Source organism: Stenotrophomonas sp. DR822 (genome assembly GCF_019793815.1).
GTDB lineage: Bacteria > Pseudomonadota > Gammaproteobacteria > Xanthomonadales > Xanthomonadaceae > Stenotrophomonas > Stenotrophomonas indicatrix.
This window is the reverse complement of the sequence record NZ_CP081826.1, coordinates 3,376,445-3,393,426: the sequence shown is the minus strand read 5'-3', so window position 1 is coordinate 3,393,426 and position 16,982 is coordinate 3,376,445. Positions and strand designations below refer to the sequence as shown.

General features: G+C 66.3%; 17 protein-coding genes. 6 read left to right on the top strand and 11 right to left on the bottom strand.

All coding sequences use genetic code 11. The features are described from left to right. Positions 1-40: 40 nt before the first annotated feature. The 4 genes from K5K93_RS15590 to ubiE all read right to left on the bottom strand — a co-directional run bounded on the left by K5K93_RS15590 (position 41) and on the right by ubiE (position 4,384). A complete protein-coding gene (locus K5K93_RS15590; protein WP_261311975.1) occupies positions 41-598 on the bottom strand; it encodes an HAD family hydrolase in 558 nt (185 codons plus the stop codon). Between the two features lie 59 nt (positions 599-657). Then, positions 658-1,389 carry a hypothetical protein gene (locus K5K93_RS15585; protein ID WP_222388357.1) on the bottom strand — a complete coding sequence of 244 codons (732 nt, stop codon included), beginning with the start codon at positions 1,387-1,389 and terminating at the stop codon, positions 658-660. Between the two features lie 126 nt (positions 1,390-1,515). Then, on the bottom strand, positions 1,516-3,444 hold the full coding sequence (locus K5K93_RS15580) for a M1 family metallopeptidase (RefSeq protein WP_222388356.1): 1,929 nt from the start codon (positions 3,442-3,444) through the stop codon (positions 1,516-1,518). Between the two features lie 178 nt (positions 3,445-3,622). Next, entirely contained in the window at positions 3,623-4,384 is a 762-nt protein-coding gene (gene ubiE, locus K5K93_RS15575; protein ID WP_032976541.1) for a bifunctional demethylmenaquinone methyltransferase/2-methoxy-6-polyprenyl-1,4-benzoquinol methylase UbiE, read from the bottom strand. Positions 4,385-4,464: 80 nt separating this feature from the next. Between ubiE and K5K93_RS15570 the strand changes: the two genes are divergently transcribed. The 5 genes from K5K93_RS15570 (at position 4,465) to K5K93_RS15550 (ending at position 6,875) form a co-directional block, all read left to right on the top strand. Next, positions 4,465-4,917, top strand: coding sequence for a nucleoside deaminase (locus K5K93_RS15570; RefSeq protein WP_093818037.1), 453 nt, complete (start codon positions 4,465-4,467; stop codon positions 4,915-4,917). 199 nt (positions 4,918-5,116) lie between these two features. Then, on the top strand, positions 5,117-5,377 hold the full coding sequence (locus K5K93_RS15565) for a hypothetical protein (RefSeq protein ID WP_093818038.1): 261 nt from the start codon (positions 5,117-5,119) through the stop codon (positions 5,375-5,377). Positions 5,378-5,451: 74 nt separating this feature from the next. After that, positions 5,452-5,778: a hypothetical protein gene (locus K5K93_RS15560; RefSeq protein WP_025877273.1), complete on the top strand. Its 327-nt coding sequence runs from the start codon at positions 5,452-5,454 to the stop codon at positions 5,776-5,778. Positions 5,779-5,850: 72 nt separating this feature from the next. Beyond that, entirely contained in the window at positions 5,851-6,273 is a 423-nt protein-coding gene (locus K5K93_RS15555) for a low affinity iron permease family protein (RefSeq protein WP_093818039.1), read from the top strand. A gap of 149 nt (positions 6,274-6,422) precedes the next feature. Continuing rightward, on the top strand, positions 6,423-6,875 hold the full coding sequence (locus K5K93_RS15550; protein ID WP_222388355.1) for a transposase: 453 nt from the start codon (positions 6,423-6,425) through the stop codon (positions 6,873-6,875). Positions 6,876-6,982: 107 nt separating this feature from the next. Here the strand turns inward: K5K93_RS15550 and smeF are convergent, their stop codons facing one another. The 3 genes from smeF to smeD form a co-directional block, all read right to left on the bottom strand. Then, positions 6,983-8,368: a multidrug efflux RND transporter outer membrane subunit SmeF gene (smeF, locus tag K5K93_RS15545; protein WP_222388354.1), complete on the bottom strand. Its 1,386-nt coding sequence runs from the start codon at positions 8,366-8,368 to the stop codon at positions 6,983-6,985. Between the two features lie 97 nt (positions 8,369-8,465). Further along, entirely contained in the window at positions 8,466-11,591 is a 3,126-nt protein-coding gene (gene smeE, locus K5K93_RS15540) for a multidrug efflux RND transporter permease subunit SmeE (RefSeq protein WP_032976546.1), read from the bottom strand. A gap of 12 nt (positions 11,592-11,603) precedes the next feature. Next, entirely contained in the window at positions 11,604-12,785 is a 1,182-nt protein-coding gene (gene smeD / locus K5K93_RS15535) for a multidrug efflux RND transporter periplasmic adaptor subunit SmeD (RefSeq protein WP_032976547.1), read from the bottom strand. 225 nt (positions 12,786-13,010) lie between these two features. Between smeD and smeT the strand changes: the two genes are divergently transcribed. Next, the gene (gene smeT, locus K5K93_RS15530; protein WP_222388353.1) at positions 13,011-13,670 is read left to right on the top strand and encodes an efflux transporter SmeDEF transcriptional repressor SmeT; all 660 of its coding nucleotides are present in this window, start codon (positions 13,011-13,013) and stop codon (positions 13,668-13,670) included. A gap of 92 nt (positions 13,671-13,762) precedes the next feature. On the opposite strand, the gene hslU is transcribed toward smeT, so the two are convergent. The 4 genes from hslU to xerC form a co-directional block, all read right to left on the bottom strand. After that, on the bottom strand, positions 13,763-15,139 hold the full coding sequence (gene hslU / locus K5K93_RS15525) for an ATP-dependent protease ATPase subunit HslU (RefSeq protein ID WP_025877282.1): 1,377 nt from the start codon (positions 15,137-15,139) through the stop codon (positions 13,763-13,765). 76 nt (positions 15,140-15,215) lie between these two features. Next, the gene (gene hslV, locus K5K93_RS15520; RefSeq protein ID WP_025877284.1) at positions 15,216-15,767 is read right to left on the bottom strand and encodes an ATP-dependent protease subunit HslV; all 552 of its coding nucleotides are present in this window, start codon (positions 15,765-15,767) and stop codon (positions 15,216-15,218) included. Between the two features lie 49 nt (positions 15,768-15,816). Beyond that, complete coding sequence (locus K5K93_RS15515) at positions 15,817-15,996, bottom strand: DUF3079 domain-containing protein (RefSeq protein ID WP_261311974.1); 180 nt, start codon at positions 15,994-15,996, stop codon at positions 15,817-15,819. 76 nt (positions 15,997-16,072) lie between these two features. After that, entirely contained in the window at positions 16,073-16,966 is an 894-nt protein-coding gene (gene xerC, locus K5K93_RS15510) for a tyrosine recombinase XerC (RefSeq protein ID WP_222388352.1), read from the bottom strand. Positions 16,967-16,982 lie beyond the last annotated feature (16 nt).

Sequence of the window (16,982 nt, the reverse complement as noted above, 5' to 3'; positions counted from 1 at the left end):
ACTGCTGGCCAGCGGCCGGCTCCGCTCTGGTAGCGCCGGGCTAGTGCCGCCAGCGCTCCAGCACCGCCGCACAATCGGCCAGGTGCCAACAGGCCATGCCCGGCCAGGGGTTGTCCGGGGCATTGACCAGCAGCGTGCGGCTGCCCGCCGCGCGGCCGCATTCCAGATCGAAGCGGTAATCGCCCACCATCACCACCCGCGCGGGCTCCACCTGCCAGCGCTGCTGGAAGTACTGCAGGCCGGCCGGTGAGGGTTTCGGCTCGGCCTCGTCGCGGCCGATGATGTCGTCTTCGGCAAAGACGTCGCCCAGCCCGATCGCCTGCAGGGTGACCTGAGCCAGGCTGCGCACGTTGCGGGTCAGGATGCCCAGCCGGCAGCCGGCGCCCTGCAGCGCGCGTACCAGCGCCACCGCTCCAGTTGCCGGCTGGGAAGCGGCGGCCAGCGCACGCTCGTGCGCCAGCAGCCAGGCGTGCTTGGCGCTGGCCTCTGCGGCCGGCAACCCGGCCAGATGGGTGAGGATGTCATCCTCTTGCGGAATCGCCAGTTCGCGCTTGATCCGCGCGAAATCATGCACCGCCACGGTCAGCGTGCCATCCATGTCGAACACCCAGTGGCGGATCGCCGACAGCGACGACGCAGCCGCCGGTGCCTGCACAGTCAACGCCACCACGCCGGCATGCGGCTGGCATCCACGCCACCGGTCTCGAACACGGCCGTGCGCGTGCCACCGGCCTTGACCGGGAACTCGATGCTGATCGACTTGCCCTTGGCTGCCAGCTTCCACAACGCCTTCTGGTCGGTGATGAACAGGGCGATCGCCTCGTCGGTCTTCGGCCGCCAGGCCGCCATGGAGACCGGCTTGCCGCCGTCCACCGTGACCTTCACCGTGCACTGCGGGCAACGGAAATCGCCGGCCTGCAGCACCAGGTAGGCATGACGCTTCCATTCGGGGTGGTCGCGGAACACCAGCTGCACCGGCTTGGCGCCGCTGCCATCCACATCCACCCGCTCCTTGCTGAAGATCTGTGCCGACACCTGGTTGCCCTTGCTGCCGACCGGAATCTGGTTGTACTGCCACAGCGCCTGCATGCGGCGCAGATCGCGCGCGGCATCGCCCTTGGCCTTGACCTCGTCGAAGCCGGCGGCGATGCGCTCGGCGGCGGCGGTGTCCTTGTACTGGTCCAGCAGCGAGGCGCCATGCAGGCGCGCACGCTCCCAGTCCTGCGCGGCCACGGCCATGTCGTACTGCTTGGCCACGTCCTCGGCCTTGGCCTCCTTCTGCGCCTGCGCGGCGGCAGCGGCGGCCTCCTGCGCCTTGCGTTCTTCCTCGGGGTTGCTGCAGGCGGCCAGGGCCAGGGTGCAGGCGGTGAGCAGGATCAGTCGTTTCATGGCGGAGTCCTTTACGGGTGCATCCCGATTCTATCGGCAGCGAAAAGCGGATACAGCAACGGCGGGTTTCCCCGCCGTTGCTGGTGACGCAGCATCAGGTTGCCGGCCGACGGCCGGCACTACCGTTTACTTTGCTTCAGCCTTGGCCAGCATGTCCTGCACCGAGGCGGTGGTGATCGGGTGGTAGCCCGGCTTGGCCTTCTCGAACGCCTGCTTGGCCAGCTCCAGCCCCTTCGGGGTCTTCACCAGTTCAGCGTAGATCGGCAGGATCAGCTTGCGACGGCCGACACGCTCGATGAACGCAGCAGCCGCTTCATTGGCCTGCTCGTAGCCGCTGCGGATGGTCAGCGGGTACCAGCGCATGGCGATCTCGCCGTTCGGGGTGCCGGTGAAGTGGAACGCCTTGTCCAGCGTGGCCAGCTTGTCCAGCGGCTGGGTAGCACCCAGTCCGTCGATGAAGCGGACCCACTCCTGGGTGCTCCACTCGGCAATCACCTGGCTGCTCGGCACGGTGCCGGCGCTGGCGAAGGCGATGCGCGCGGTATCGACGCTGCTGAAATTGCGCGACTGCGCCTTGGCCGCGAACGCCGGAATGCCCGGCTCGTCCAGCCACGCCTTCAGTTCGGCCTCGGTCACCGCCGACGGATTCTTCGGCAGCAGGTTCTTCTTCAGGTACTCCACGAACTGGTCGGTGTTGGCGCTCTGGAAGGCGTGGTCATCGAACCAGCCGCGCAGGAACGGGTCGAAGGTTTCGCGGCCGAAGCGCTGTTCCAGGAATTCCAGGAACCACGCACCCTTGACGTAGGCCACCTGGCTCAGGGCTTCGTCCGGGTCACGCTCGTTCAGCGGCGGCAGCGCCAGCGCCTGGTCGGCCGGGCTCATATCCTTCACTTCGGCCAGCAGATCGGTCTGGTCGATCTGCTTTTCCATTTCGGCCATCTCCTTGCCATACAGGGCTTCGGTGATGCGGCCCTGGACGTAGGTGGTGAAGCCTTCGTTGAGCCAGATGTCCTTCCAGCTGGCGTTGGTCACCAGGTTGCCCGACCAGCTGTGCGCCAGTTCATGGGCGACCAGCGAGACCAGCGACTTGTCGCCGACGATCACGGTCGGCGTGGCGAAGGTCAGGCGCGGGTTTTCCATGCCGCCGAACGGGAACGACGGCGGCAGCACCAGCATGTCGTAGCGGCCCCAGCGGTATTCGCCGTACAGCTTCTCGGCGGCACCGATCATCTTCTCGGTGTCTTCGAATTCCTTGGCGGCCTTGTTGACCATGGTCGGCTCGGCCCAGACGCCGGAGCGGCCGGAGATCGGCTCGAACACCAGGTCGCCGGCGGCGATGGCCAGCAGGTAGGACGGAATCGGCTGCGGCATCTTGAAGGTGTAGTCACCGTCACGCGCGGCCTTGGGATCGTTGTCGGCGCTCATCAGCACCATCACGTCCGGGCGCGAGACCACGTGCGCGCTGTAGGTGAAACGCACGCTGGGGGTGTCCTGCAGCGGCACCCAGGAACGGGCGTGGATCGCCTGCGACTGGCTGAACATGAAGGGCAGCTTCTTGCCCTCGGTCATCGACGGCGCCAGCCACTGCAGGCCCGAAGCGGTCGGTGCGGTGTGGTAGGTCACTTCGACCTTGGCCGGCTGTTCCGGGGTTTCGATGGTCAGCTTGCTGCCGAACACCTTGTCGGCCGGGGCCAGCACGAACTGCAGCGGGCTGCGCGCGCCGTCAGCGGCGATCGCTTCGACCTTGGCGATGCTCAGCTCGCGGGTGTCCAGCACCAGCTGCTTGGCGTCCTTCTGCTTCCATTCCAGGGTGTAGGTGGCGGTGCCGCCGATCTGCTTCTGGTCGAAGTCCAGCTTCAGGTCCAGCGCGATGTCCTTGACGACGACCTTGTCCGGCTCGGCGTACGAGCTTTCATCGTGGCTGCGGTTTTCGGCGTTCACGGGGGCGGCGGGAGCCTTCTGGGCAGTCGGGGTGGCGGCGGGTGCGGCCGCCTCCTGGGAGCAGCCGGCGGCCAGGGCCACGGCCAGCGGAAGGAGCATCAGCGGATTGCGCATGAATCGGGACCGTTACGGGGAACAAACCCCAATGGTACCTCTCCCCCGGCCGGGAAGCGTTGCGCGGTGCGGGGTAATGGCGCATGCGCAGCGCGCTCGCCGGGCACGGCCCGGCGCTACCGACGGGTACCGGGGCGTTGCGTGGTAGCGCCGGGCCATGCCCGGCGACCGTCAAGGCTTACAGCTTGTAGCCGGAGTGGATCGAGACGATGCCGCCGGTCAGGTTCTTGTAGTGACAGCGCTCGAAGCCGGCCTGCCCCATCATCGCCTTCAGTTCTTCCTGCGGCGGATGCTTGCGGATGCTCTCGGCCAGGTACTGGTAGCTGTCCGAATCGTTGGCGAACAGCTTGCCCAGCTTCGGCAGGATCTTGAACGAGTGGAAGTCGTAGATCGGCTTGAACCAGTCGGCGGTGACTTCGGAGAACTCCAGCACGCGGGCCTGGCCGCCTACCTTCAGCACGCGGTACATCTCGCGCAGGCCGGCGTCCTTGTCGGTCACGTTGCGCAGGCCGAAAGCGATGGTCACCAGGTCGAAGCTGTTGTCCGGGAACGGCAGGGCCTCGGCGTTGCACTGCACGTAGTCCAGGCCCAGCACCAGGCCGCGGTTGGTCAGGCGGTCACGGCCGACCGACAGCATGCCGGCGTTGATGTCGCCCAGCACCACCGAGCCCTCGGCACCGACGCGCTCCTTCAGCAGCGCGGCGATATCGCCGGTGCCACCGGCCAGATCGAGCACGCGGTCACCCGGCTTCACCTGCGCGGTGGCGACGTAGTAGCGCTTCCATGCCCGGTGCACGCCCATGCTCATCAGGTCGTTCATCAGGTCGTAGTTGCGCGCGACCGACGTGAACACCTGGCCGACCAGCTTCTGCTTGTCCTTGGCGTCAACGTCGCGGAACCCGAAATGGGTGGTACCGGATTTGTAGGGGGATTCGCTCATGCCCCCGATTATCGCACCGCCGGGCCCCTGCGGGGAACGCTGGCCGTATCATGGCGCCCCACGACCTACCGGAGCCCCGCATGATCACCACGCCCGACTACCAGGCCCTGCTGCAGACCGCCATAGCCGAAGCCCGCCAGGGCCTGGCCGAAGGCGGCGTGCCGATCGGCGCGGCGCTGTACCACAACGACGGCCGCCTGCTCGGCTGCGGCCATAACCGCCGCGTGCAGGAAGGTGACCCGTCCGTGCATGGCGAGACCGACGCCTTCCGCAAGGCCGGCCGCCAGCGCCGCTACCAGGACACCATCATGGTCACGACCCTGGCTCCCTGCTGGTACTGCTCCGGCCTGGTGCGGCAGTTCAACATCGGCACGGTGGTGGTCGGCGAATCGCGCACTTTCCAGGGCGGCATCGACTGGCTGCGGGAAAGCGGCGTCAACGTGATCGACCTGGACAACCAGGAATGCGTGGACCTGCTCGGCGGTTTCATTGCGCAACATCCGGAAATCTGGAACGAAGACATCGGCGAATGAGCATCCGCCACGGCTGATGAGCCCGCCTTGATGAACGCTTCAGTGCCGGCACAGCCTTGTGCCGGCAGCGTCTGCACGCTTCAACGTGAACTGCTGCGCAGTCAGCTGTGTGCAGTCAACACGCGCTACTAACATCCTGCTGCGCAGCGACGTCTAGGGTGGAATGCAACCGGGCCCCCGCCCCGGATTGGAGCCGACCATGCAAGCGCATGCCGTACGTCCTCGCAGCGACCCGGCCCTGGCCGCGATCTGGAGCCGACTGCAGCAGCAATACGCACTGCACCAGCGCAGTGCCCCGTTCTGGAGCGCCTACCAGGACATGCAGCAGAATCTGCTGCACGACCATCCCCGCGACCTGGTGCGCCTGTGCAATGCGATGGCCGCCATGGCCGAACAACTGGGCGCGGTTGAACACGCGCAGCTGCTGCACCATCGCCACGCTGGCTGCACATCGCGCTGACGCGGCATGCACCGTCGCCCGGGCCACACTGTGATGGTCCCCCACTCCCTTCACCTCCAACCGATTGGATCGTCATGCACGCTGAAGTTCCCGCCATTCCCCCTGTCATCAATGTCGATGCGGAGCTGGATTACTGGCGCCGCCAGCACGCCGATGGCGCACTCGCGCATACCTCGTTCGGCACCTATGTCCCGTGGATCAAGTTCGCCTGTGATTCGCTGATCACCCAGCCACGCGCCAGCAACGCCCAGCGCGATGAGCTGTTCCAGACCCAGTACGCCCTGCAGATCATGCCGCGCCTGAGTGAAGCGCAGGCCCGCGAATTCGTCGAACGCTGCTGGCAGCACGTGTACCTGGCCAGCCCGGTGCGCAGCCAGGAAGCACCGCGCCTGCGCGCCTGAGTCCACGCCTGCTGCACGGTACCTGCACGGCCATGTGCCGATGATCGTCGCCATTTCCGTGGAACGATGACGATGAGCGCAAGGAACCTGTTCAATACGATCGCCAAGAAGGCCGCGGCCGCCACCGGCTCGCCGTGGACCTTCCTGGCCGCGGTGGCGATCGTGGCGCTGTGGGGCATCACCGGCCCGATATTCAAGTTCAACGACACCTGGCAGCTGGTGATCAACACCGGCACCACCATCATCACCTTCCTGATGGTGTTTCTGATCCAGCACACGCAGAACTCGGACACCGCCGCGATGCAGATCAAGCTGGATGAACTGATCCGCGCCACCGCCGAGGCCAACAACGAGCTGCTGGACCTGGAAGAGCTGGACGAAGAGCGCCTGGAAGAGATCCGCCGCGAATATGAGCGCATGGCACGCGAAGCCGGCGACGCATTGACGCGGGTACGCGCCTGCCGCACCGAGCGGCGCGACGACGAAGCGGTGTGACAGCAGCAACGCTCGCCGGGCATGGCCCGGCGCTACCGCAGTGTGCACATACGGATGGCACTCAACCAGCGCGCAGACTGGAGGATCCCCACAAGAATCAGTGGCGATTGCCGATGCCAGCAGACACGCTGTTCCAACAGACTGGCTTCATGTCCAGTCGTCATCTTGCTCGTGGCCGCGATTCCCGGGTCGATAGCTGCTATGTGCTCACCATTGTCGTACGCCAGCGGCGTCGGGTTTTCGAAGACCCCGACCATGCCGCATGCCTCCTGGAAGCGCTGCGGTTCGTGGAACGTGCAGGCATGAGCCACTCGTTTGCATGGGTCATCATGCCCGATCATCTCCATTGGCTGGTGCAACTGCGCAGTGGAACACTTGCCCGACTGATGGGAACGGTGAAGTCACGCAGCAGCAGACACTTGGGGCAGCAGTTCGGAGTGGATACACCGCTTTGGCAGCCCAGCTACTTTGACCATGCGGTGCGTCACGAGGAAGCCTTGAGGCGTCACGCTCTCTACATCCTGGGCAATCCCATTCGGGCGGGACTCACCAGCCAATTGGATGAGTATCCCTTTGCGTGGTGCCGCTGGCCGATGCGGTAGCGCCGGGCCATGCCCGGCGAGCGCGAAGCGCGGAACGCAGCAGACACCGTAAACACCGAACGAGAAAGCCGCCGGGCATGGCCCGGCGCTACCGGAATCAGAGCGGCTTACCCGCGCTCGTGCCAGCCGCCGCCCAGCACCTTGTACAGCGTGATGCGGTTGGCCTGCTGCGCCAGCTGTGTCTGCAGCTGGCTCTGCTGCGCGTTGTAGGCGGTACGACGTGCATCCAGCAGGGTGACGAAGCTGTCCAGGCCCGCGTCATAGCGCGCCTGCGACAGGCGGTTGGCCTGCTCGGCCGCTTCCACCAGGCGCTGCTGCGAGGCCGCCTGTTCATCCAGGCTGACATTCAATGCCAGCGCATCGGCGGTTTCGCGGAAACCACTCTGGATCGACTTTTCGTACTGCGCCAGCGCGATATCGCGGTCGGCGTTGGCCACGGCCAGGTTCGCGCGCAGCTTGCCGCCCTGGAAGATCGGCAAGGTGATCTTCGGCAGGAAGCTCCACACCCGCGTACCGCTGTCGAACAGGCCGGACAATTCACCCGAGCCACTGCCGATGCTGCCGGTCAGCGAGATGCTGGGGAAGAAGGCTGCGCGTGCGGCACCGATGTTGGCATTGGCCGCCAGCAGCTGATGTTCCGCCGCCATGATGTCCGGGCGCTGCAGCAGCACGTCGCTGGGCAGGCCGGCCGGCGGTGGCGCCAACGCAAGCACCTGCGGTGAGATGCTGTCCGGCAGCAGCGCCGGATCCAGCTGGCCACCGGCCAGCAGCGCCAGCGCGTTGCGGTCCTGGGCCAGCTGTCCACGCAGGCGTGCGGCATCGGTACGCGCGGTTTCCACCAGGGTGCGGGTCTGGGTCAGTTCCAACCCCGAACTGCCACCGCGCTCATGGCGCGCTTCGGCCAGGCGCAGCGAATCCTCATAGGTCTTCACCGTGGCTTCGGCGATGTTCAACTGTTGCGCGTCGGCACCGTAGGTCAACCACGCGGTGGCGGTCTCGGCCACCAGGCTCAGCTGCGCGTTGCGGCGGTTGGCGGCTACAGCGAAGTACTGCTGCAGCGCGGCTTCGCTCAGGTTGCGCACGCGGCCGAACAGGTCCAGTTCGAACTCGGCCACGCCGACGCCCGCGCTGAACTGCTCGGTGACCGGCACATCGCCACCGCGGCGGTCCATCTGCCCGGTCACGGCCACGCCCGGTACGCGGTCTGCGCGCTGCACGCGGTACTGGCCGCGCGCCTTTTCGACGTTGAGCACCGCCACGCGCAGGTCGCGGTTGTTGTCCAGCGCCTGGCCGATCACCTGCTGCAGGCGCTCGTCGGTGAAGAAGTCACGCCAGCCGACCGCGGCTGCATCGGCCACTTCGCCCTGCGCGGCTTCGGCCGGCCACTGTGAAGGAATGGCCGGGGCCACTGCGGTGTTCTTCGGCGCCAGGGTGCCGCACGCGCTGAGCGCCAGCGCGGTGGCAAGGGATACTGCAAGAGAAGAGAATTTCATAGCGACACCTTGGGGGTCACGGTGGTAGCGCCGGGCCGGGCCCGGCGACCATGCGGTGAGGCATCCGTCGGGCATGGCCCGGCGCTACCGGTTTTCATCACTCGGTGGCGTTGCGCTTCTTGAACACGCGCTGCACCACGACGAAGAACAGCGGCACGAAGAACACGCCGAGCACGGTGCCGACCACCATGCCACCGAGCACGCCGGTGCCGATCGCCTGCTTGGCACCGGAGCCGGCACCGCTGGAGATCGCCAGCGGCAGCACGCCCATGCCGAAGGCCAGCGAGGTCATGATGATCGGGCGCAGGCGGTCACGGACCGCGTGCATCGTCGCTTCGATCAGCCCCGCGCCCTTCTCCAGATGCTCCTTGGCGAACTCGACGATCAGGATCGCGTTCTTGCTGGTCAGGCCCACCGTGGTCAGCATCGCCACCTGGAAATAGATGTCGCGCTCCATGCCACGGAAGGTATTGGCCAGCACCGCACCGAGGATGCCCAGCGGCGCCACCAGCAGCACCGAGGTCGGCACGCTCCAGCTTTCATACAACGCGGCAAGGCACAGGAACACGATCATCAGCGACAGCGTGTACAGCAGCGGCGTCTGCGAGCCCGCCTGGCGTTCCTGGTAGGACATCGCCGTCCACTCGACGCCGAAGCCCGCCGGCAACTGCTTGGCCAGCTGTTCGATCTCGGCCATGGCATCACCGGACGCCACGCCCGGGGCCGGTTCGCCCTGGATTTCGGTAGCCGACACGCCGTTGTAGCGTTCCAGGCGCGGCGAGCCGTAGTCCCAATGCTTGCTGGCGAAGGCGCTGAACGGAACCATCTCGCCCTTGTCGTTCTTCACCGACCAGAGATCGAAGTCCTCCGGCACCATGCGGAACGGTTGGTCAGCCTGCACGAACACGCGCTTGACGCGGCCGCGATCGATGAAGTCATCGATGTACGAGCTGCCCCACGCGGTGGCCAGGGTGGTGTTGACCTGGTCGATCGACAGGCCCAGCGAGCTGGCCTTGGCCACATCGATATCGATGCGGAACTGCGGCGTGTCCTCCTGGCCGTTCGGTCGCACGTTGGCCAGCTTCTTGCTGCCGGCCGCCAGGCCCAGCAGCTGGTTCCGGGCCGCCAGCAACGCCTCGTGGCCCTGGCCGCTGTTGTCCTTCAGGAAGAAGGTGTAGCCGGAGGCCGTGCCCAGTTCCGGAATCGCCGGCGGCGGGAACGCAAAGATGAAGGCATCCTTGATCTGCCCCAGCGCAGCCATCGCACGTCCGGTGATCGGCATCACCCCGTTGTCGGCGTCACGATCCTTCCAGTCCTTCAGCTTGACGAAAGCCATGCCCGCGTTCTGGCCCATGCCGGCGAAGCTGAAGCCCTGCACCGAGAACACCGATTCGACGGCACCCTTCTCGTTTTCCATGAAGTGCTTTTCGAGCGCGGCGATCGATTCCAGCGTGCGCTCCTGGGTTGCGCCCACCGGTGCCTGCACCAGCGCCATCAGCACGCCCTGGTCTTCGTTGGGCAGGAACGAGCTGGGCAGGCGCACGAACAGCACGCCCATCAGCAGGAACAGCGCGGCCACGATGCCCATGAACCGCCACGGACGGTGCAGGATGCCGCGCACGCCGCGCTGGTAGCTCTCGCTGGTGCGGTCGAAGCCACGGTTGAAGCCGTTGAAGAAGCGACCGGCGAACCCGCGGTGGGCGACATGGTGCTCACCCTTCTTCAGCGGCTTGAGCATGGTCGCGCACAGCGCCGGGGTCAGCACGATCGCGACCAGCACCGACAACGCCATCGCCGAGACGATCGTCGCCGAGAACTGCCGGTAGATCACGCCGGTGGAGCCGCTCATGAAGGCCATCGGCACGAACACCGCCGACAGCACCAGGCCGATGCCCACCAGCGCGCCGGTGATCTGGCTCATCGACTTGCGGGTGGCTTCCAGCGGCGACAGGCCCTCTTCGGACATGATGCGCTCGACGTTCTCCACCACCACGATGGCATCGTCCACCAGCAGGCCGATGGCCAGCACCATCGCGAACATGGTCAGCATGTTCACCGAGAAGCCCAGCACCGACAGCACGCCGAAGGTACCCAGCAGCACCACCGGCACGGCGATGGTCGGGATCAGGGTGGCGCGGAAGTTCTGCAGGAACAGGTACATCACCACGAACACCAGCACGATCGCTTCGAGCAGGGTCTGCACCACGCCCTTGATCGACACGCGCACGAACGGGGTGGTGTCGTACGGGATCTCGGCCTTCAGGCCGGCCGGGAAGAAGCCTTCCAGTTCCTTCAGCGTTTCATCGACACCGGCAGCGGTATCCAGCGCGTTGGCGCCGGTGGCCAGGGTGACCGCCAGGCCGCTGGCCGGCTGCCCGTTGTAGCGGGTGACGAAGTCGTACGACTCGGCGCCCAGTTCGACGCGGGCTACATCGCCCAGGCGCAGTTCGGCACCGTCCTGCGCACCGCGCACGATGATGTTGCGGAACTGTTCCGGGGTCTGCAGGCGCGACTGCGCGTTGATGGTGGCGTTGAGCTGCTGGCCCTTCACCGACGGCGCACCACCCAGCTGGCCGATGGCCACCTGCGCGTTCTGTGCCTTCACCGCAGCGACCACCTCGGGCACCGACATGCCGTAGGTGTGCAGCTTGTTCGGGTCCAGCCAGATGCGCATGGCGTACTTGCCACCGAACACCTGGATGTTGCCCACGCCCGGAACGCGGCTGAGACGGTCCACGACGTTGGAACCGACGTAGTCGGCGATGTCGTTGGCATCCATGCTGCCGTCTTCGGACACGAACGCGATGACGTTCAGGAAGCCCGAGCTGGACTTGGCCACGTTGATGCCCTGCCGCTGCACTTCCTGCGGCAGCAGTGGCATCGCCAGCTGCAGCTTGTTCTGCACCTGCACCTGGGCGATGTCGGGGTTGGTCCCGCTCTCGAAGGTCAGGGTGATGGTGGCCTGGCCGTTGGACGAACTGTTGGAGGAGAAATAGATCAGGCCATCAAGGCCCTTCATGTTCTGCTCGATGATCTGCGTCACCGAGTCTTCGACCACCTTGGCCGAAGCACCCGGGTAGCTGGCGCTGATTTCCACCGCCGGCGGTGCGACGTTGGGGTACATCGAGATCGGCAGCTTGAACAGGGCCAGGCCGCCGGCGAGCATGATGATGATCGCGATGACCCACGCGAAGATGGGTCGATCGATGAAGAAACGTGCCATGGAGTTCTCCGCTTACTTCGCGCCTGCGGCCGCAGCTGCAGGTTGGGCGGCGGCCGGCTTGGCCGGGGCGGCGCCCTGTTCGGTGGCATTCACGGGCATGCCCGGGCCGATCTTCTGCAGGCCTTCGACGATGACCTTGTCGCCGGCCTTCAGGCCGTCCTCGACCAGCCACTTGTCGCCGACGGTGCGGCTGACCTTGACCGGGCGCACTTCGACCTTGTTGTCCTTGCCGACCACCATCGCACTGGTATCGCCCTTCGGATCGCGGGCGATGCCCTGCATCGGCACCAGCACCGCATCGCTGCGCACACCGCCGCCAATCACCGCGCGCACGTACATGCCCGGCATCAGCAGGCCATCGGGGTTGTCGACCCTGACCCGCAGCGCGAAGCTGCCGGTGGCCGGATCGACGCTGACTTCGGAGAACTCCAGCGTGCCCTTGTGTTCGAAGGTGCTGCCGTCTTCCATCAGGATGCTGACCGGCGTCTGCTGGTTGTCCTGCAGGCGGCCGGCGGCCAGTTCGCGGCGCAGCTGCAGCAGCTCGGCCGAGGACTGGGTCAGGTCGACGTAGATCGGGTCCAGCTGCTGCACGGTGGCCAGCGCCGTGGCCTGGCCGGCGCTGACCAGCGCGCCCTGGGTGACGCTGGACTTGCCGATGCGGCCGCTGATCGGCGCGGTGATGCGCGCATAGCCGAGGGTCACGTTGGCGGCATCCAGTGAGGCCTTGGCGGCGCCGACATCGGCCTCTGCCTGCTTCTGCGCAGCCACGGCGTTTTCCAGATCCTGCTGGCTGACCGCGTCGACCTTGGCCAGCTCGGTGATGCGCTTGGCGCTCAGCCGCGCCGCATTGGCGGTGGCTTCGGCGCGGGCCAGCTGTGCACGCGCACTGTTGGCCTGGGCGCGGTAGCTGGCGTCCTCGATCTGGTACAGCGGCTCGCCGGCCTTGACCATCCCACCCTCGGTGAACAGGCGCTTGGCGACGATGCCGTTGACCTGCGGGCGCACTTCGGCCACCAGGAAGGCGTTGGTACGACCCGGCAGCTCACGGGTCAGCCCGACGGTCTCGGACTTCAGCGTGACCACGCTGACCTGGCCCGGTCCCTGTTCAGGTGCCTGGGGTTGGCCGCCACAGGCAGCGACGGTGGCAGCGATCGCCAGCGACAACGCGAAGGGTCGGATTCGGCTCAGCAACATGATGGGAATGGCTCTTGAAGGGAGGGATCTCAGAAGGGGCTGATACGAAGGCCCCTCCCCTTGCAGGAGAAGACCGCGCTGACAGCGCCCACCCGCGTGAAGTGGGAGCCGGGACGGGCCTGCCACGCACACGACGGGAATGATGGGACGGAAATATACATACATGCGTGTTTGTTTGTAAAGAGGTACAATTCAGCCACGTTTCACCTGCACTCGTACCCGCTCATGGCCCGCAAGACCAAAGAGGACACCCAGGCAACCCGCGAAGGCATCCTGGATGCCGCCGAAGCCTGTTTCCACGAACACGGCGTGGCCCGGACCACGCTGGAGATGATCGGTGCCCGCGCCGGCTACACCCGCGGCGCCGTGTACTGGCATTTCAAGAACAAGGGCGAGGTGCTGACCGCGATCGTCGAACGGGTGCACCTGCCCTTCATGCAGGAGCTGGAGCGCACCTCCACCGACCAGCGCGACACGCCGGTGCATGACCTGCGCGCGGTGATGATCCACTCGTTCATCGAGCTGTCCGAGGACGAGCGCCTGCGCAAGACCATGGAGATCATGCTGCGCAGCGATGCCTCGGCCGACACCAGGGTGCTGACCGAACTGCAGCAGAGCGGTTTCCGCGATGCCCTGGACCGGATGGAACGCGCCCTGCGCCGTGCCCAGGACCTGGGCCAGCTGCGCGACGGCGCCGACCCGAAGATCGCCGCGCGCATGCTGCACGCCACCGTGCTCGGCGTGCTGCACGGGGCGATGGTCGAACCGGACCTGATGGACCTCAAGCGCGACGGCATGCTGGCGCTGGACATGACCCTGGCCGCCTACGTGAAGGAAGGCGTGTTCGTACCGGGTTCGTTACCCGAGCCGCTGCCGGAGGCGTGACGGCGCCGCCGGGCATGGCCCGGCGCTGCCGCAGATTCGGCCACCCTGCATAACGAAAAGGCCGCCTTTCGGCGGCCTCTTCGCATTCCCGGTTACAGGATGTAACGGCTCAGGTCCGGGTCCTGCACCAGCTCACCCAGGTGCGCATCGACATAGGCACTGTCGATGGCCAGGGTTTCACCATCGCGGTCCGGTGCTTCGTAGCTGAGCGAATCCAGCAGGCGCTCCAGCACGGTATGCAGGCGGCGCGCACCGATGTTCTCCTGGCGCTCGTTCACCTGGAAGGCGATCTCGGCCAGGCGGTCGATGGCATCGGTGGTGAAGCTGACCTTGACGCCTTCGGTGGCCAGCAACGCTTCGTACTGCTTGGTCAGCGCAGCCTTCGGCTCGGTCAGGATGCGCACGAAATCAGCCTTGCTCAGCGCACCCAGCTCCACGCGGATCGGGAAGCGGCCCTGCAGTTCCGGGATCAGGTCACTGGGCTTGGCCAGGTGGAAGGCACCCGATGCGATGAACAGGATGTGGTCGGTCTTGATCGTGCCGTACTTGGTGGACACGTTGGAACCTTCCACCAGCGGCAGCAGATCGCGCTGCACGCCTTCGCGCGAGACATCGCCACCGCCCACGTTGTCACCCCGCTTGGCGACCTTGTCGATCTCGTCGATGAACACGATGCCGTGCTGTTCACAGGCTTCGATCGCGGCGGTGCGGATGTCATCCTCGTTGACCAGCTTGCCGGCCTCTTCTTCCTGCAGCAGCGGGCGCGCGGCCTTGATGGTCAGCGTGCGCTTGTGGGCCTTGGCGCCACCACCAAGGTTGGCGAACATCGACTTCAGCTGCTGGCCCATTTCCTCCATGCCCGGCGGGGTCATGATGTCCATACTGACGTTGGCGGTCAGGTCGAGCTCGATCTCGCGATCGTCCAGCTCGCCGTTGCGCAGCATCTTGCGGAACTTGATGCGGGTCTCGTTGTCCTGCGCCGACGGCTCGTTGCGCGCAGCCTCCGGGTCGAAGCCGATGCCACCACTGCGGCGCGGCAGCAGCGCATCGAGGATGCGGTCTTCGGCACGCTCTTCGGCCTGCGTGCGCACGCGCACCTTGGCCTGTTCGCGGTACAGCTTGACGGCGGTATCGGCCAGGTCACGGATGATCTGCTCGACATCCTTGCCGACATAGCCGACTTCGGTGAAGCGGGTCGCTTCGACCTTGACGAACGGCGCGTTGGCCAGCGTGGCCAGGCGGCGCGCGATCTCGGTCTTGCCGACGCCGGTCGGGCCGATCATCAGGATGTTCTTGGGCATGACCTCGTTGCGCAGCTCGGGCTGCAGCTGCATGCGGCGCCAGCGGTTGCGCAGGGCGATGGCGACCGCGCGCTTGGCGTCATGCTGGCCGACGATGTGCCGGTCCAGTTCCTGCACGATCTCGCGCGGGGTCATGGTGGCGGAGGAAACTTCGATCTTGTGCGGCATGGGTGTGCTCACGAATGCGTTGTCGGTAGCGCCGGGCCATGCCCGGCGGATCAGGAATGCGTGTGACAGTTCCGCGTCACAACTCCTCGACCACCACGTTGCGGTTGGTGTAGATGCAGATGTCACCGGCGATGTTGATCGCTTCGCTGGCGATGGTGCGTGCATCCAGTTCGGTGTGCGCCATCAGCGCGCGTGCAGCGGACAGCGCATACGAACCACCGGAACCGATGGCGATGATGCCGTCCTCCGGCTCGATCACGTCGCCGGTGCCGCTGATGATCAGCGAGGTTTCCTTGTCGGCCACCGCCAGCAGGGCTTCGAGCTTGCCGAGGCGGCGCTCGGTGCGCCAATCCTTGGCCAGTTCCACCGCGGCACGCTGCAGCTGGCCATGCTTCTCCAGCTTGGCTTCGAACAGCTCGAACAGGGTAAAGGCATCGGCGGCGGCACCGGCAAAGCCGGCCAGCACCTGGCCATCGCGGCCAAGGCGGCGGACCTTGCGCGCGTTGCCCTTCATCACCGTGTGGCCGAGGGTGACCTGGCCGTCGCCGGCAATGGCCACGTGCTCGCCGCGACGAACGCAGACGATGGTGGTGGCGTGGAAAACGGTGGGATTCTGACTGGGGTCCATGCGGCCTCCGATAGCTGTTCACGGGACATGGGGACAGCCGCCGAAGCGATCAAGCCCGTGCCGATAGCTGCCGTTCAGCGCTCGTCCTGCGATGGCCGGTCCGGATTCGGCTCGACTCCCGGGCGGTGTACCAGTCTTCACCCTGGGTTTCGATCGGGTGCTGGGTGCGGCCCGAGCCGTTGCCACAGGCCAGTGCATCGGCGGCGCAGTAACGGTAGCGCCGGGCCATGCCCGGCGAGCGCGCAGCGCGGGCGGCGGCGCATACACGCCACATGGATCACACAGCCGCCAGGCATTGCCCGGCGCTACCCCCCCGTGTCGGGCGGGTCCTTGCGGCGTTTCGCGCGCGGATGCGCCGCATCGTAGACCTTGGCCAGATGCTGGAAATCCAGGTGGGTGTAGATCTGCGTGGTGGCGATGTCGGCATGGCCGAGCAGTTCCTGCACGCCGCGCAGGTCACCGGAGGATTCCAGGATGTGGCTGGCGAAACTGTGCCGCAGCATGTGCGGGTGCACGTGCTTGAACAGGCCCTGGCGCTGCGCCAACTGGCGGATGCGGATCTGCACCGCGCGCTGGCTGATCGGACCGTTGCGGCCGGGGAACACCGGTGTGGCAGCATCACCACCGCTTTCGCTGCGCCAGGTCAGCAGCGCTTCGCGTGCCGGCTTTCCGAAGGGGACGCGACGTTGCCGGTTGCCCTTGCCCATCACGTTGACCAGGCCGCTGGCGAAATCCAGATCGCGCCAGGTCAGCGCACAGACTTCGCTCAAGCGCAGGCCGGAGGAATAGAACAGTTCCAGCAGCGCGCGGTCACGACGTCCCAGCTCGCCTTCCGGTTCCAGTTCAACCAATTGCACGGCTTCATCGGCGTCGAGTACCTGCGGCAGCCGTCGCGGCGCACGCGGCGCCTTCAGTGTCGCTGCCGGGCTGGCCTCGATGCGGCCATGCTTGAGCAGCCAGGCATAGAAGCTGCGGCAGGCCGACAGCCGGCGTTGCAGGCTCTTGGCCGACAGGCCACGGCGGTGTTCATCGGCAACGAACTGGCGCACCGCGTCGGTATCCAGCGCCTCCACGGCCACCCCGCGGGGTTCGGCCCACACCGACAACGCCTCCAGGTCGCGGCGGTAGGCGTCGAGCGTATGCGCCGACATCCGCCGCTCCACCTGCAGGTGCTGCAGGAACGCCTGCACCGCGCTCATCGTCGTCGTTTCCCGC

Excerpts from the sequence above, each read along its gene's own strand:
- K5K93_RS15590 (WP_261311975.1), bottom strand. The coding sequence starts at position 598 with ATGGATGGCACGCTGACCGTGGCGGTGCATGATTTCGCGCGGATCAAG.
- K5K93_RS15585 (WP_222388357.1), bottom strand. The coding sequence starts at position 1,389 with ATGAAACGACTGATCCTGCTCACCGCCTGCACCCTGGCCCTGGCCGCC.
- K5K93_RS15580 (WP_222388356.1), bottom strand. The coding sequence starts at position 3,444 with ATGCGCAATCCGCTGATGCTCCTTCCGCTGGCCGTGGCCCTGGCCGCC.
- ubiE (WP_032976541.1), bottom strand. The coding sequence starts at position 4,384 with ATGAGCGAATCCCCCTACAAATCCGGTACCACCCATTTCGGGTTCCGC.
- K5K93_RS15570 (WP_093818037.1), top strand. The coding sequence starts at position 4,465 with ATGATCACCACGCCCGACTACCAGGCCCTGCTGCAGACCGCCATAGCC.
- K5K93_RS15565 (WP_093818038.1), top strand. The coding sequence starts at position 5,117 with ATGCAAGCGCATGCCGTACGTCCTCGCAGCGACCCGGCCCTGGCCGCG.
- K5K93_RS15560 (WP_025877273.1), top strand. The coding sequence starts at position 5,452 with ATGCACGCTGAAGTTCCCGCCATTCCCCCTGTCATCAATGTCGATGCG.
- K5K93_RS15555 (WP_093818039.1), top strand. The coding sequence starts at position 5,851 with ATGAGCGCAAGGAACCTGTTCAATACGATCGCCAAGAAGGCCGCGGCC.
- K5K93_RS15550 (WP_222388355.1), top strand. The coding sequence starts at position 6,423 with ATGTCCAGTCGTCATCTTGCTCGTGGCCGCGATTCCCGGGTCGATAGC.
- smeF (WP_222388354.1), bottom strand. The coding sequence starts at position 8,368 with ATGAAATTCTCTTCTCTTGCAGTATCCCTTGCCACCGCGCTGGCGCTC.
- smeE (WP_032976546.1), bottom strand. The coding sequence starts at position 11,591 with ATGGCACGTTTCTTCATCGATCGACCCATCTTCGCGTGGGTCATCGCG.
- smeD (WP_032976547.1), bottom strand. The coding sequence starts at position 12,785 with ATGTTGCTGAGCCGAATCCGACCCTTCGCGTTGTCGCTGGCGATCGCT.
- smeT (WP_222388353.1), top strand. The coding sequence starts at position 13,011 with ATGGCCCGCAAGACCAAAGAGGACACCCAGGCAACCCGCGAAGGCATC.
- hslU (WP_025877282.1), bottom strand. The coding sequence starts at position 15,139 with ATGCCGCACAAGATCGAAGTTTCCTCCGCCACCATGACCCCGCGCGAG.
- hslV (WP_025877284.1), bottom strand. The coding sequence starts at position 15,767 with ATGGACCCCAGTCAGAATCCCACCGTTTTCCACGCCACCACCATCGTC.
- K5K93_RS15515 (WP_261311974.1), bottom strand. The coding sequence starts at position 15,996 with ATGGCCCGGCGCTACCGTTACTGCGCCGCCGATGCACTGGCCTGTGGC.
- xerC (WP_222388352.1), bottom strand. The coding sequence starts at position 16,966 with ATGAGCGCGGTGCAGGCGTTCCTGCAGCACCTGCAGGTGGAGCGGCGG.